The organism is Thalassovita mangrovi, assembly GCF_009857745.1.
Classification (GTDB): Bacteria; Pseudomonadota; Alphaproteobacteria; order Rhodobacterales; family Rhodobacteraceae; genus Thalassobius; species Thalassobius mangrovi.
In genome coordinates, this window is sequence record NZ_WWEN01000003.1 from 126,104 (window position 1) to 141,004 (window position 14,901).

Below are 14,901 nucleotides of genomic sequence, written 5' to 3' on the forward strand. Positions count from 1 at the left end.
CATATATGGGGAATGTTATAATGATTTACATCCCCTGCCATGCCGAATTCATCAGGAGTGTGTCAAACTCAACCTAAAAAAGAAAGCGGCAAGACAGGCTTGCCCGGCGCCGGGGCTTGGCGCTAAATGCCTATGAATAATTTGATCAAATCAAGGAATGCCCACCATGCTCCATTTCCCGGTCACTGCCGCAGGCCCCGGCGAAACCGAACGCCCCGACGCTGGGAAACTGATCTCGGGCGATCCGGAATTCACCACCTGGAACCTGGAAGAGCGCGACGGGCTCTATTGCGGGATATGGAAATCGACGCCCGGCAAGTGGCGCGTCAGCTATGACGAATGGGAATATTTCCGCATTCTCAGCGGCGTTTCAGTGCTGACCGATGCCGAGGGGCAGGAAATCCGGCTGCAGGCGGGCGATGCGCATGTGATCCGGCCCGGGTTCAGCGGCACCTGGGAAGTGATCGAAACCACCACCAAGGATTACGTGATCCGCTTGTAAGCGCGCTTTTCGCTCATGCCGGCGCGGCCAGTCTGGTTTTCCGGACTTGCTAGTCATTGCGCCCCAGATAGCTTGACAGAATGAACATCGAAAACAGAACTCCGAGAATACCCGTTTGGATTCACCCCGTTGGCGTTCTCGGATTAGCGGCTCTGCTCGCAATCATGCTGGTCGCTCTGCAACGTGGCCTCGAACCGTTCGACCGCCAAGTGCACCACATTCAGAACCTTCTGGTCATTTACCTGTTATGCGTTGCCATCGGGGCTTGCCTTTGGTGGGCCGTGCTTGGTTTGCGCCAACGAACGCCACCGGTTCCTTTGCTGCGTCCGGGAAGAGCACGCATTCTGGGAACTGTACTGCTATGGCTGTTCGTACCCGTGGGCTATGGCTTCGGTATCCCCATTACCAATCTCTGGCTATGGGCGCATATCATTTTGAGGAAAGGCGCGACCGATCAGCCTTTAGTATTGATCTCCTTGACGCTTCTCATCCTTTGCTACGTCATTGCATCGACGCTCATCAGCGTGACGAAACGCGGGGGTAAACGCATACTCGCCTTTGTCATCGCGGGCCTCTGCATTGCATGCGCGGTCTACATCGTGGTTGGAAGTGCCAGTCTCTGATCCTCGGAAAAGGCGTCAACCGGCACTCCCCAATGTTTCAGGCGTCTAGCCCACCACGTTGAAATCCGGCCCGTAGGGATAGCCGGTGATGTTTTCGTTGCCGTCCTCGGTGATCACCAGGATATCGTGTTCGCGATAGCCGCCCGCGCCGGGCTGACCGGCGGCGATGGTCAGCATCGGTTCCATCGAAATCACCATGCCGGGTTCCAGCACCGTGTCGATATCCTCGCGCAGTTCCAGCCCCGCCTCGCGGCCGTAGTAATGCGACAAGACGCCGAAACTGTGGCCATAGCCGAAGGTACGGTATTGCAGCAGGTCGCGCTCGGCGAAGAGGGCGTTGATCTTCTCGGTCACCTCGGCGCAGCTCACACCCGGTTTCAGCAGGCTCATCCCGTATTCATGCGCGGCGACGTTGGCTTGCCAGATTTCCAGGCTCGCCGCGTCCACCTCGCCCACGAACATGGTCCGTTCCAAAGCGGTGTAATAGCCGCTGATCATCGGAAAGGTGTTGAGGCTGAGGATATCGCCCCTTTGCAATGCGCGGCTTGTCACCGGGTTATGCGCCCCATCGGTGTTCAGCCCCGACTGGAACCACACCCAGGTGTCGCGGTATTCGGCGTCGGGGAAGCTGCGCGCGATCTCCGCCTCCATCGCGTCGCGCCCGGCCATGGCGACGTCGATTTCCCGCACGCCCTCCTTCACCGCGTCGCGGATCGCATAGCCGCCGACATCGGCCACCCGCGCGCCTTCGCGGATCAGGGCGATTTCCGCGGGGCTTTTATGCATACGCTGGCGCATGGTGGCTTCATATACATCGGCCATGCGGATGGGTTTCAGGAAGGTCTCCAACTTGCCCAGCTGCAGCAGGGTTAGGTGATCGGCCTCGTAGCCCACCGCCTTGCCTTCGCCGGTGACCGACAGAATCGCGCGCCAGTAATTGTCGCGCTGCCAGTCGGTATAGGTGATGTTGTCGCCGTGGCAGCGCCGCCAGGGCTGCCCGGCATCGATGCCCGCGCTGATCGTCACGCTGTCGCTGGCGGTCACCACCAGCCCATAGGGCCGGCCGAAGGAACAATAAAGAAAACCGCTGTAATAGGCGATGTTGTGCATCGAGGTCATGACGACGGCATCAAGGCCCTGGTCGGCCATGATCCGGCGCAGGCCCGCAAGGCGCGCCTCGTATTCCGCGGGCGCGAAAGGCAGCGGGGCCTTTTCGCCATTGTGGTAACGGTACATTTCTGGACGGGATGTCATTTCGACCCTCCTTGGAAAAGAAAGGTCCCGGCGTACAGGACGGGTTCCGGGCGCATGGCGCTTGCCATGTGGCGACGCCATCGCCCCGCCCTGATCCCGACCTTGCCGATCCCGCGCGATCTGGCAAGATGTTTTGCGACATTTGACGAGGGAATTCAGACCATGACCGATCAACCCCGCCCCGGTGCCCGCAATCTGATCACCGATGTCGCGGGGTTCCGCGTCGGCAACGCGCAGGATGCGGCGATCAAGACCGGCGCGACGGTGCTGGTGGCGGATGCGCCCTTCACCGCCGGTATCCACGTGATGGGCGGCGCGCCGGGGACGCGGGAAACCGATCTGCTGGCACCGGACAAGACGGTGGAGCAGATCGACGCGCTGGTGCTGTCGGGCGGGTCGGCCTTCGGGCTCGACGCCGCATCGGGCGTGGCGGATGCGCTCAGGGCGCAGGGGCGGGGGTTTGCGGTGGGCGATCAGTTGGTGCCGATCGTGCCCGGCGCGATCCTGTTCGACCTGATCAATGGCGGCGACAAGGACTGGGCCGACAACCCGTACAAGCGGCTCGGGGCCGAGGCGTTGGCGCAAGCAGCGGCTGACTTCGATCTGGGCAGCGTCGGCGCGGGCACCGGCGCGACCACCGCCAATTTCAAGGGCGGGCTGGGATCGGCCTCGGTCACCTTGCCTTCTGGACACACGGTGGGCGCGCTGGTCGCGGTGAACGCGCTTGGATCGGCGGTGGTGGGCGAGGGGCCGCATTTCTGGGCGGGGCCGTTCGAGCAGGGCGGCGAATTCGGCGGGCGGGGCGTGGCCGCAAGCTATCCCGAACCGCACCTGCCGCCGACCAAACTGGCCGCCCATGCCAACACCACCATCGGGATCATCGCCACCGACGCCACGCTGACCCAGGCGCAATGCGCCCGGTTGGCGACCGCCGCCCATGACGGGTACGCCCGGGCGCTTTTCCCGTCGCATACGCCGATGGATGGCGACCTGATCTTCGCCGCCGCATCTGGTGCCAAGCCGCTGGAAAACCCCATCGTTGATACGCTGTACCTCGGCCATGCCGCCGCCACCTGCATGGCCCGCGCCATCGCCAGGGCGGTGTTCCACGCAAGCCCCGCGATGGGCGATCTGCAACCTTGCTGGTCGGACAGACACGGATAAGCCGGGCCAGCGCCAGTCCTCGGGGTGGCGCTGTGCAGCCGTGAGCATGGCAGTTTATGCCAGCCACATCCGGGCGCCCTGTCGGCGATAGAGCTTAGCTCACCACAGCGGCAGCCCGGGGGGCGGACTGCCGCTGGCCCGGCGGCCTTCGGCCTTGTTCCGGGCCGGAGTGCCTCGTTCCCGGCATCTTATCCCGGCAGCAGCAGCTCCAGCATCCGGCTGTCGGGATCGGCAAGCCCGTCGATCACATTGAAATGGTGCTTGCCCGGATCGATATGCAGCTCGCAGCGCCAGGCCTCGGCCAGCGCGGTCGCTTGTTCCAGGAACACCGGCCGTTCCTCGGCACCGACCCAGACCACCACGTCCATGCCGGGCATCGGCAGCATCAGGGTCGGGCTTTCCATCGCGGCATCGGCCATTTCCATCTTGAAATCGGCATTCATCGAGGTCTTCACCATCGGCCTGAGATCGGCCACCGGCGAAATCGGCATGATCCGCGCCACCCGTACCGCCACCTGCGCCGGCAGCATCCCCGGCGTCGCCATCCGTGCCACCAGGTGCCCACCCGCCGAATGGCCCGCCAGCAGGATCGGCCCCGACACCATCGCGGCGGCCTGCGGGATCATATGGGCGATCTGGCGGCTGATATCGGCGATACGCACCTCGGGGCACAGATCATAGGACGGCATCGCCACCGCCCAGCCCTTTTCCAGCGCCCCGGCGGCCAGATGCGACCAGTAGGATTTATCGAATTTCAGCCAATACCCGCCATGCACGAAGACAAACAGCCCCTTGGCCCCGCCTGCGGGCTGGAACAGATCGAACACCTGCCGCGGGCTGTCGCCATAGGGAATGTCCAGCTCGGCCAGCCCCTGTTCCAGCATCCCTTCGCGGAACCCCGCCGCGTCTGCCGCCCACCGGCCCGGATACGCCTCGGCGCCTTCGATATACGCCGCATTGGCGTAGGCATCGTCCAATTCCATGTTTTGCCTCTTAGTTTTTCTGGACAACCCTAGCGCCAGATGTTTTGCCTGTGCCAGCACAAAAAACCGGAGGGCAGCCCGATGCTGGATCAAAAAACCGATCTGAAATCTCTGTTGAAGGACCCGTCGCTTCTGGCGGAACAAGCGTTCATCGCCGGGGAATGGGTCGCCGCTGAAAACGGCGCGACCTACGAGGTCACCAACCCCGCGCGCGGCGACGTCATCGCCACCGTGGCGGACCCGACCCGCGCACAGGTCGCCTATGCCATCGAAAAGGCCGCCGAGGCGCAGAAGGAATGGGCGCAATGGACCGGCAAGGAACGCGCCATCGTTCTGCGCCGCTGGTTCGACCTGATGATGGAAAACCAGGACGACCTGGCCACCATCCTGACCGCCGAACAGGGCAAGCCGCTGGCCGAAGCCAAGGGCGAAATCGCCTATGGCGCGTCCTTCGTCGAATTCTTCGCCGAGGAAGCCAAGCGGATCTATGGCGAAACCATCCCCGGCCACCAGCGCGACAAGCGGATCACGGTGATGAAACAGCCGATTGGCGTCGCCGCCTCGATCACGCCGTGGAACTTCCCCAACGCGATGATCACCCGCAAGGCCGGCCCGGCGCTGGCCGCCGGTTGCGGCTTCGTGGCGCGCCCGTCTGAACTGACGCCGCTGTCGGCGCTGGCCTTGGGCGTGCTGGCCGAACGCGCGGGCCTGCCCAAGGGCATCCTGTCGATCGTGCCGACCTCGGACGCGCCGGGCACCGGTCAGGAATTCTGCGAAAACCCGACCGTGCGCAAGATCACCTTCACCGGGTCCACGAACGTGGGCCGCATCCTGCTGCGCCAGGCCGCCGACCAGGTGATGAAATGTTCGATGGAACTGGGCGGCAACGCACCCTTCATCGTGTTCGACGACGCCGATCTGGACGCCGCCGTGGAAGGCGCGATCATGTGTAAGTTCCGCAATAACGGCCAAACCTGCGTCTGCGCCAACCGGATCTATGTGCAAGACGGCGTCTACGACGCCTTCGCCGAGAAGCTGAAGGCCGCGGTCGAGAAGCTGAAGATGGGCGACGGGCTGGAAGCGGGCACCGACCTAGGGCCGCTGATCAACGACAACGCGATCAAGAAGGTGCAGGAACATGTCGCCGACGCCACCGCCAAGGGCGCGCAGGTGATCCTGGGCGGCGGCGATCCGATGCAGGGGCCGGGCAATTTCCTGCCCCCCACCATCGTGACCGGTGCCACCAACGACATGCTGTTCGCCACCGATGAAACCTTCGGGCCCTTGGCGCCGCTGTTCCGCTTCAAGGACGAGGACGAGGTGATCGCGATGGCCAACGACACAATCTTCGGTCTGGCGTCCTATTTCTATGCCAAGGACCTGAGCCGCGTTTACAAGGTGGCCGAGGCGCTGGAATACGGCATCGTCGGCGTCAACACCGGCATCATCTCGACCGAAGTGGCGCCGTTCGGCGGCGTCAAGCAATCGGGGCTGGGCCGCGAAGGCAGCCATCACGGCATCGAGGAATACCTCGAAATGAAATATGTCTGCATGTCGGTGTGACCGGCAGCACAGGCAGGACATGAAAAGGGCGGGGCCTTGGCCCCGCCCTTTTTCTTTTGTCCGCGTGAGAACTCAGGCGGCCGGTTGCAACCGGCGCATTCCCGGCGTTTCGATCCGCGCCATCGTCCTGACCTCGCGCCCGCTCAGCACCGGCGCGGCGCGCGGGCCATACAGGCTTTCCACCGGCATATCGCCGTCCAGCGCAGGTTTCAGCTCCGGCGCATGACGCAGGATATCGGCGCGGCTTTCCGGCCCGACCGCCGCCATCGCCATCGGGCCGGGCCACATGCTTTCCACCACCGCGCCCTCGGCCAGCAACAGCGCGTGCCGCGGCAGCAGCAGGTGATGATAGGACACCGATTTCATCCCGTGCGCGACGCGGAAGCTGCCGCCTTCCCGCTGAGCCAGATGGGTGGCGCGGGCCAGCCTCATGCCCTCCGGCGTGTCCAGAGCAACCGCGTGCTGCGGCGACAAGCGCAGTTCACGGCGGTTGCCGAGGCTGCCGAACTGGATCGCCACTGGCCGCAGCTGCGGGTGCGCCTGCAGTTCGGCTTCGCCCAGGACGCGCCCGCCGGCCCATGTGATCGGCAAGACGGACCCATCGGCGCAGACCACCTCATCGCCCGCGCGCAGCCGTTCGACCGGCACCGCGCCATCGGGTGTTTCGATCAGTGTTCCCTTGACGAAGCAGGGAATACCCATCGCATAAAGCTGGCCGGGATCGGACACCGATTGGGCTGAAATCCCCTTCAAGACGATCTGTTCGCCATTCGGGAAGGTGAGAACCGCGTTGCCGTTCTCATCGCTGCCGACGCTGACATCCCAGGTTTCGACCGTCTCACCATTCGCATCCCGCAAGGTGGACACATCCAGCTGGTCGTTGGTGAACCCGTCCAGGTCATCGTCGCCCAAGTCGAAATCGCTGATGGTGTCCGCCCCGGAGGTATTCACATAGGCGGCCCCTTCGGGTTCGGTCCCCAGCATCGCGTTCGACTGCTGGCCCTCAAGCGAAAAGACATCGTGCCCGTCACCGCCGGACAGAAGATCGGCGCCGCTGCCGCCGATCAGCGTGTCGTCACCGGTCCCGGCATAGATCGTGTCGTCGCCAGCGCCACCGTAAAGCAGGTCGTCGCCATCCTCGCCGGTACCCTCTTCCTCGACGAATTCCGCATCCCAGCGGCTTTGCGCCAGGGTGTTGATCGTATTGGGATCGTTGCCCGAAAGCAGCGAGTTCAGCGAGATCGACTGGATCGGGCCTGCTTCCAGCGCCTGCTGATCGCTGTTGTAGGTCATCTCAGGCGCCAGGAAGAGATCGCCATCGACGGTCTGGAATACAACCGCGCTGATCGGTGCGGTGGTGCCGTCCTCGTAGGTGATGGTGGCGTCGTAAACCAGCACCGAGTCGATATAGGTTTCAACGCCATTGACATAGATCGCATCCGCCGGGGCGCCGGTACTGTCGGTGGTGACCGACCAGGACCCGTCGACATAGCTCGTGGCGTTGGGCGCATCCATGGCTGCGAAACGCCCGTTCAGCGGATCGCTTTCATCCCCATAGCTGCCGACCGCGGCTCTCCAGTTTTCGGCGCCGTAATTAGCATGGTCCTGCCCCCCGTATTCATAAGGGTCCAGATCGGCCACATTGCCCAGGTTGATCACCGTGTATGACGTCGAACTGCCGCCGCTTCCGGTCGTCGTCGTTTCACTGCCGCTGCTGGTGATCAGGTCGTTGCCATCACCGCCATAGAGCGTGTCATTGCCTGTACCGCCTTCGATCTGGTCATCGCCGCTTTCCCCATAGACCAGGTCATTGCCGTCACCGCTGTCGATGGTGTCGTTATCCGCCCCGGCGTAGATCGTGTCCTGGCCGGAGCCCCCTTCGACACTGTCTTTCCCGCTTTCGGAATAGATCAGGTCATCGCCACCATCGCCGCTGACCGTATCGGCCCCGCCAGCGGCATATATGGTGTCGTTACTTTCGCCCCCCGAAAGCGATTCATCCCCGCCGCTGCCATTGATGGTATTGGCATCGGCAGATTCGTAGGTCTGTGAATCGATCTCCGCGGCGTTCGGGGCGTTGTACTGGTTCACATCCTCGACGCTGGTGACTTCGTAATGGACGCCGGGGGTCATATCCCCGTCCACGATCGTGCCGACGAACCGACCGTTGATTTCGACCGTGTAGACATTGATCGTGCTTCCGTCCGGCCCGGACAAGGTGAGGCAGCTTTCCAGATACCCCCGGCCCGAGCCGGTGACATTGCCATTGGCATCCCTGACGGTCAGATACTGATCTGAATCGTTGCCCACTTCATTATTGGCGGAATCGCCGTCGAGCGTGGTGTCGCCCCCGTCGTTGAACGTGAAGCTGTAGGCATCCGTCGAATTGCTCCAACTGGAATCAAGTACAACCGTGTCGCCGACGCCGACCGAGGTGCCACCATTCGCATTGGTGAGCTGACCGGGACCGAAACCGGCAAAAGAATTTACGTTGCTGTCTGTTGTCTGAGTAGAATCTGGGGGCGGATAATCGTGGGGCATACGGAAACCTTGCTAAAACTACTTCACAAGTTACGAACGACGCCCCAGCCGCCCGTCTTACCGCCCCGAACCGCCTCAAAAGGGTGTCCGCCTATCCATTGGGATAAATCGAATATTCAAAAGTTGATTTCACCCGGCAAAGCCCGACAGGTCACAGCGCTTGCCGGGCGGAACGCCCCATCCAGACGGCGTCAGGTTTCCGGCAGATGCTTGCGCAGAACCTGGCCCAGCCGGGTGATGCCTTCCTCGATCTGCTCGGGCCCGGGGCTGGAAAAGTTCAGCCGCAGCGTATTGCGCCCCGATCCGTCGGCATAGAACGCCGCGCCGGGCACGAAGGCCACCCGTACGCTGCGCAGCGCCTCGGCCAGCAATTCGGCCGCATCCAGACCCTTGGGCAGGGTCATCCAAACGAACATGCCGCCCTCGGGGCGGGTCCAGTCGACGCCGTCGGGCATATGCCGTTCCAGCGCCGCCAGCATCCGGTCGCGCTTGACCCGGTAAGCGTTGCGCAGGGTGTCGACATGATCGTCGAAGCCGTCCGCGACCACCTCGGCCACCGCGATCTGGTTCAGGGTCGGGGTGTGCAGATCGCCCGCCTGTTTCAAAAGCACCATCTTGTCGATCACCGATTTGGCCGCGCAGACCCAGCCGATCCGCAGCCCCGGCGACAGGGTCTTGGAAAACGACCCGCAATAGATCGTGCGGCAGGCGTCGATATCGCCCTGCTGCTGCATTTCCAGCGCCAGGATCGGCGGCACGGAATCGCCGTCGTAACGCAGCGACTGATAGGCCGCGTCCTCGATCACCGTGCAATCCAGATCGCGCGCCATTTGCAGCACGTTTTCGCGTTCCGCTTTTGTCAGCGTCACCCCGGTCGGGTTGGCGAAATCCGGCGACAGGTAGGCAAATTTCACCCGCCCGCCTTCTGCCTCGGCCTGGGCCGCGAAATCCGCCGCCGTACGGTTGCTGTTCGGGTCCAGCCGGTCGTAATTCGGTTCATAAGCGTTGAAGGCGCCAAGCGCGCCCAGGTAGGTCGGCCAGCCGACCAAAGCGGTGTCGCCGGGCGACAGGAACAGCTTGCCCAGGTAATCCAGCGCCTGCTGCGATCCGGAAGTGATCAGGATATTGTCCTCGCCGCACTCGACGCCCAGCTCGCGCATATGCGCCGCGATCCAGCGGCGCAGCGGTGGGTAGCCTTCGGAGGTGGAATATTGCAGCGATACGCCCGCCTGCCCGTCGGCAAGCGCCCGCGCCATCGCATCGCGGAACGCCGCGGCGGGGAACAGGGCCGGGTCGGGGATGCCACCGGCAAAGGAAATGACGTCGGGCTGGTCCAGAAGCTTCAGCAATTCCCGGATTTCCGACGCCTTCATGCGCCCCATGCGCGAGGCGAAAAACTGATCAACCGACATGATGATCCTCCTGTCATGGAAGATGATCTTCCCGCCGATTTAAGTCAATCTGCCTGACATAAATCGTGATCGGCGCCCGATCACGAAAAAGGGCGGGCCAAGGCCCGCCCCGTACTCTTCACGGTACAACCCGGATCAGTTGACGGCCTTGGCGTCGACCACGTCCTTTTCGGCGGCCTGGCCGCTGGCGATCTCAATGCGGCGCGGTTTCAGCGCCTCGGGCATTTCCCGGACCAGATCGATATGCAGCATACCGTCGGCATGGGTGGCCCCGGTCACCCGCACATGATCGGCCAGCGTGAAGCGGCGTTCGAAGGCGCGGGTCGCGATGCCACGGTGCAGATAGACGCGTTCCTGGTCCTCATCGGCCTTGCGGGCCGCGACGACGAGCGCGTTTTCCTTCACCTCGACCGACAGGTCGGCGTCGGAAAAACCAGCCACCGCGATCGAAATGCGGTAGGCGTTTTCATCGGTCTTTTCGATATTGTAGGGCGGATAGCTGTTCTGCGGCGCCTCGTTGGCGAAGACGCGGTCCATCATGTCGGCGATCTGGTCGAAGCCGACACTGGCACGATACAGCGGTGCAAAATCAAATGAGCGCATAGGGGTAATCCTCCGTTCTGAGCGATACCAGGTTGGTGCCTTCCAATCGGACAGGCGAGAATGGCGGAACCCAAAAAGGCGTTCCGGTACAGCATCATGTGGGGGGTGGGAATGGGGGTTTCAACCCCCGCCGGGGCGGATGAAACGCGCCCCGGTATTGTCGCGCCCGGTGCCGGGTTTCAGCCGGATGATGCGCCGGTCCGGTGCCGCGACCGGATCGCGGCGCAACTGCGCCTTCAGCTCGGCGATCCGCTTCGGCAGGGCCATGCCGAAGCCCACCTTCCTGCCGTTGACATTGCCGCCCGCCGACACCAGCGACAGGATGCGCCCCCGGCCGCCCACCCGGGCGAACACCGGCGCGCCGGAGGACCCGAAGGTCACGTTGCAGTCGAACGCCATCACCTCGTCCCGCTGGCCCAGCAGGGTGCAAACGCGCTGCCGCGACAGCGCCTCGGCCCGGCCGACACCGTAGGAGGTCACGGAAATCTCCGTCCCGGCATTGCCGCCGGAATGGATCGCGAAAGGATCGGCGTCGCGGCTGGTGATCGGCTGCTCCAGCCGGACAAGGGCAACATCGTGGCGGATGTTGTCGGTATTCGGCGGCAGGGCCGGGTTGTAGCCCGGATGCGCCGCGATCTGCAGCCCGCTCCGTTCGGCGATCGCCACCCCGTCGCGCAGCCCGGCGCGGAACACGATGCGGTCGGCCGGACGCAGCGCGTTCGTCCGCCGGTCATAGACGCAATGCGCGGCGGTCAGCACCAGATCGGGCGCGATCAGGGTACCGGTGCAGAACCCCTTGCCGTCCAGATCGAGTCGCCCGACCGCTTCCCAGCCCAGCAGGTCGTCGCGATCCGTCAGCCGCCGCAGCCCGTCCGCCGCCGCCGGCAGCGCCAGGGCGAAAGCGGCCAATACCGCAAGGACAGGACCGCCCCGCCTCATTGCTTGAGGAACTTTGCGCCCGTGGTGTCGCGCGCATCGCCCACCCGGACGCGCCGGGCCTGCGATATGGTGGGTTTCAGGATGCCGACATTGTTTTCAAGCTGGCTGCGCAGCAAATCGATGCTGCCGTCGAGCTGGCTACCCAGGGCCACCCGTTCGCCCTCGGCCTGCGCCTTGGCGGAAATCACCGACACGATCCGCGCCTGCCCGTCGGCGAAGCTGAACACCGGCGAACCCGACGATCCGAAATCGATATCGCAGGTCATCACCAAAACGCCCTGCTGGCGGCCCTTCACCCGGCAGATTTCCTGCATCGACGGCGCCTCGGCCCGGTCGCGGGCATAGGACACGACGCCGACCCGGTCGCCGGTGCGGGCATCGCGCGCCACCTTGAACGGGGTGACCGATCCGTTGCGAATGGGCTGTTCCAGTTCCAGCAGCGCCAGGTCGTTGCGCACCCGGTCGGCCGAAACCGGCCCGTCATAGCGATAGGACGGATGCACCACCGCCCGGCGGACCCAGCGATAGGCCTCGGCCCGGCCATTGCGCAAACCGGCCTGGAATTCGATCTGGCTCTGGTCGATGCGCTCGCCGCTGTCGGGATCGAACAGGCAATGCGCCGCGGTCAGCACCAGGTCGGGCGCGATCAGCGCCCCGGTGCAGAACCCGTTTCCGGCCAGCTCCAGCCGCCCGACCGCTTCCCATCCCTTGCCGTCCTCGCCGGTATCGAGCCGGCGCAGCATCGTGTCCTGCGCCTGGGCGAAACCCGCGGCGAATACAATCGAAAGCGCGATGAGAAGTCGGTGAAGCATGCGGGGCCTTTCCTGATCTCCCGCATCCTTAACGGCGAGTTTTGGCAAAATTTTGGCGTCAGCGCAAAATCGGCGCCCCGCCCAGTGCCGGCGGCTTCGGCCCGCCCGTCGCCCAGTCCAGCAATTCCACCGTATGCACCACCGGCACGCCGGTGCCCGACCCGATCTGCATCATGCAGCCGATGTTTCCGGCCGCAATCACGTCGGGGTTCTTGGCCTCCAGCGTGCGCACCTTGCGGTCCTTCAGCTGCTTGGAAATCTCCGGCTGCATCAGGTTATAGGTCCCCGCCGAACCGCAGCACAGGTGGCTGTCGGCCGGTTCGACCACGGTGAAGCCCGCCTTTTTCAGCAGGTCCTTGGGATGGGTCTTGATCTTCTGGCCGTGCTGCAGCGAACAGGCGGCGTGGTAGGCCACGGTCAGGCCCTTGTCGGCCCCTTCCGGCAGGTCCAACTGCATCAGCACCTCGGACACGTCCATCGCAATCTCCGACACCCGCTTGGCATCCCCGGCCAGCGCATCGTTGCGGAACATGTGGCCGTAATCCTTCACCGTGGTGCCGCAACCGGATGTGTTGATGACGATGGCATCCAGGCCTTCGCCATCCATCTCCGCCACCCAGGAGCGGATGTTCTTGGCTGCCGTCGCGTGGCTTTCATCGGTCTTGCCCATGTGATGGGTCAGCGCGCCGCAACACCCCTGCCCCTTGGGGATCACCACGTCGCAACCCAGCCGCTTCAGCAGCCGGATCGTGGCGTCGTTGATGTCGGTGTTGAGCGCGCGCTGCGCACAGCCGGTCATCAGCGCCACCCGCTTGCGGCGCGGCTGTTCCGCCTGAAAGGTCTGCGGGTCGTCGTTGCGGCTGACCGGCGGGATATGTTTCGGCGCCATTTCCAGCATCGCCTTCAGCCGCGCATCGGGCATCAGGAAGGCGAAAGGCCGCCCGATCTTCGCCCCCAAAAGCGCCAGCCGGAACCGACCGGGATAGGGCAGGATACGCGCCAGAATCCAGCGCAGGGCGCGGTCGGAGAAGGGGCGCTTGTAATTCTTCTCGATATAGTCGCGCGCGTGATCGACCAGATGCATGTAATGCACCCCCGACGGGCAGGTCGTCATGCAAGCCAGGCAGGACAGGCAGCGGTCGACATGCTTGACCGTCTTGGCATCCGGCACGCGTTCGTTTTCCAGCATGTCCTTGATCTGGTAGATCCGGCCGCGCGGACTGTCCAATTCGTCGCCCAGCACCTGATAGGTCGGGCAGGTCGCGGTGCAGAACCCACAATGCACGCAGGCGCGCAGGATCTCGTTGGCCCGCTGGACGCCGGGATCCTGCAGTTGTTTTTCAGTAAAATTCGTCTGCATCGCTTACCCCATAAGCCCCGGATTGAGGATACCGCGCGGGTCGAACTTGGCCCGCACGCCCTGAGACAGGGCCGCCACCGGCCCCGGTTCCGGCTGGAATACCGGGATGGTCTTGCGCGTCTCCTCGCTGGCCCGCACCAAGGTCGCGTGACCGCCGATCCCGGCCAGTGCCGGACGAATATCGCGCCCCGCGCCGACCAGCGCCCAGACCAACCCGCCACCCCAATCGTAAATCAAACCTTCCGCCTTGAGCGCCGCCCCGAGCGTCGGCGCGTCCGAGGGCTTCACCGAAATCCGCCAGACATCGCCGGGCTGCCCGGCGAAGGCCTCCACGTCGCGCAGCCGCTTCCAGTCGGCGGCGATCTTTTCGGCCCCGGTGTCCACCGCGACCTCGCCGAATGCCGACAGGCGGGATTTCAGCTGCTCCGCCCGATAGGCCACCGATTTCTCGAACCCCTCGACGCGGATCATGGTCAGTGCCGCGCCCTCCGGCCCTTGCGGCAGATGCGCCGCGCCCGACACGTCGAAGGGCGATCCCAACGCGGCCGCCATCGCCGCGACGGCCCGTTCATCGCTCAAGCCTGCGACCCGGATCGTGGCGGCGGTTTCCGGCTTCGGCAACACCTTGAAACTGACCTCGCTCAGCACGCCCAGGGTGCCGTAGGACCCGGCCATCAGCTTGACCAGGTCGTAACCGGTCACGTTCTTCATCACCCGGCCGCCATTCTTCAGCACCCGGCCCATGCCGTCGACAAACCGCACGCCCAGCATGAAATCGCGGCAGGCCCCGGCCTGGATGCGCCGCGGCCCGGAAACATTCGCCGCAGCCATGCCGCCCACGGTCGGTTCGCCCGACGTGCCCAGCAGCACCCGGTGATCCATCGGTTCGAACGGCAAACGCTGGCCCTCGGCGTCCAGCGCCGCCTCGACCTCGGCCAGCGGCGTACCCGCCTTGACCACCAGCGTCAGCGCGCCGGGCTCGTAAAGGTCGATCCCGCTCATCCCGCCGGTCTGCAGCAACTCGCCCTCGACCGGAACGCCGATGGGCCGCGTGCCGCCGCCCTGCACCTGCAACGGCCCCGCCGCGCCCGCGATGATCTCGGCCAGATCGGCCTCTGTCTGTGGTGTCATCATCTTCTTCTGTT

Annotated in this window: 13 protein-coding genes; 4 read left to right on the forward strand and 9 right to left on the reverse strand. The window is 64.2% G+C overall.

Translation table 11 applies throughout. The features are described from left to right. The first annotated feature begins 166 nt into the window (after window positions 1–166). Together GR167_RS07165 and GR167_RS07170 are read left to right on the forward strand one after the other, a co-directional pair. Window positions 167–502: a cupin domain-containing protein gene (locus tag GR167_RS07165; RefSeq protein ID WP_235915877.1), complete on the forward strand. Its 336-nt coding sequence runs from the start codon at window positions 167–169 to the stop codon at window positions 500–502. Window positions 503–582: 80 nt separating this feature from the next. Further along, entirely contained in the window at window positions 583–1,125 is a 543-nt protein-coding gene (locus GR167_RS07170; RefSeq protein ID WP_160972789.1) for a hypothetical protein, read from the forward strand. Between the two features lie 45 nt (window positions 1,126–1,170). On the opposite strand, the gene GR167_RS07175 is transcribed toward GR167_RS07170, so the two are convergent. Continuing rightward, window positions 1,171–2,379 carry an aminopeptidase P family protein gene (locus GR167_RS07175; protein WP_160972790.1) on the reverse strand — a complete coding sequence of 403 codons (1,209 nt, stop codon included), beginning with the start codon at window positions 2,377–2,379 and terminating at the stop codon, window positions 1,171–1,173. Between the two features lie 162 nt (window positions 2,380–2,541). Here GR167_RS07175 and GR167_RS07180 point away from each other — a divergent pair, with 162 nt between their 5' ends. Further along, complete coding sequence (locus tag GR167_RS07180) at window positions 2,542–3,543, forward strand: P1 family peptidase (RefSeq protein ID WP_160972791.1); 1,002 nt, start codon at window positions 2,542–2,544, stop codon at window positions 3,541–3,543. 188 nt (window positions 3,544–3,731) lie between these two features. Here the strand turns inward: GR167_RS07180 and GR167_RS07185 are convergent, their stop codons facing one another. Further along, window positions 3,732–4,526 carry a hormone-sensitive lipase gene (locus tag GR167_RS07185; protein WP_160972792.1) on the reverse strand — a complete coding sequence of 265 codons (795 nt, stop codon included), beginning with the start codon at window positions 4,524–4,526 and terminating at the stop codon, window positions 3,732–3,734. Between the two features lie 81 nt (window positions 4,527–4,607). Here GR167_RS07185 and GR167_RS07190 point away from each other — a divergent pair, with 81 nt between their 5' ends. Next, window positions 4,608–6,089 (forward strand): NAD-dependent succinate-semialdehyde dehydrogenase, encoded by a 1,482-nt coding sequence (locus tag GR167_RS07190; RefSeq protein WP_160972793.1) that lies wholly within the window; start codon window positions 4,608–4,610, stop codon window positions 6,087–6,089. Between the two features lie 72 nt (window positions 6,090–6,161). On the opposite strand, the gene GR167_RS07195 is transcribed toward GR167_RS07190, so the two are convergent. The 7 genes from GR167_RS07195 to GR167_RS07225 all read right to left on the reverse strand — a co-directional run bounded on the left by GR167_RS07195 (window position 6,162) and on the right by GR167_RS07225 (window position 14,887). After that, a complete protein-coding gene (locus GR167_RS07195; protein ID WP_160972794.1) occupies window positions 6,162–8,630 on the reverse strand; it encodes a Hint domain-containing protein in 2,469 nt (822 codons plus the stop codon). A gap of 191 nt (window positions 8,631–8,821) precedes the next feature. Further along, complete coding sequence (locus GR167_RS07200; protein WP_160972795.1) at window positions 8,822–10,042, reverse strand: aminotransferase-like domain-containing protein; 1,221 nt, start codon at window positions 10,040–10,042, stop codon at window positions 8,822–8,824. Between the two features lie 135 nt (window positions 10,043–10,177). Continuing rightward, a complete protein-coding gene (locus tag GR167_RS07205; RefSeq protein WP_160972796.1) occupies window positions 10,178–10,645 on the reverse strand; it encodes an Hsp20 family protein in 468 nt (155 codons plus the stop codon). Window positions 10,646–10,765: 120 nt separating this feature from the next. Then, complete coding sequence (locus GR167_RS07210) at window positions 10,766–11,584, reverse strand: trypsin-like serine peptidase (protein WP_160972797.1); 819 nt, start codon at window positions 11,582–11,584, stop codon at window positions 10,766–10,768. Continuing rightward, window positions 11,581–12,396 carry a trypsin-like serine peptidase gene (locus GR167_RS07215; RefSeq protein WP_160972798.1) on the reverse strand — a complete coding sequence of 272 codons (816 nt, stop codon included), beginning with the start codon at window positions 12,394–12,396 and terminating at the stop codon, window positions 11,581–11,583. Before GR167_RS07215 ends, GR167_RS07210 begins: the two co-directional genes overlap by 4 nt. Window positions 12,397–12,454: 58 nt before the next feature. Further along, window positions 12,455–13,756: a glycolate oxidase subunit GlcF gene (glcF, locus tag GR167_RS07220; protein ID WP_160972799.1), complete on the reverse strand. Its 1,302-nt coding sequence runs from the start codon at window positions 13,754–13,756 to the stop codon at window positions 12,455–12,457. A gap of 3 nt (window positions 13,757–13,759) precedes the next feature. Then, entirely contained in the window at window positions 13,760–14,887 is a 1,128-nt protein-coding gene (locus tag GR167_RS07225; protein WP_160972800.1) for an FAD-binding protein, read from the reverse strand. Window positions 14,888–14,901 lie beyond the last annotated feature (14 nt).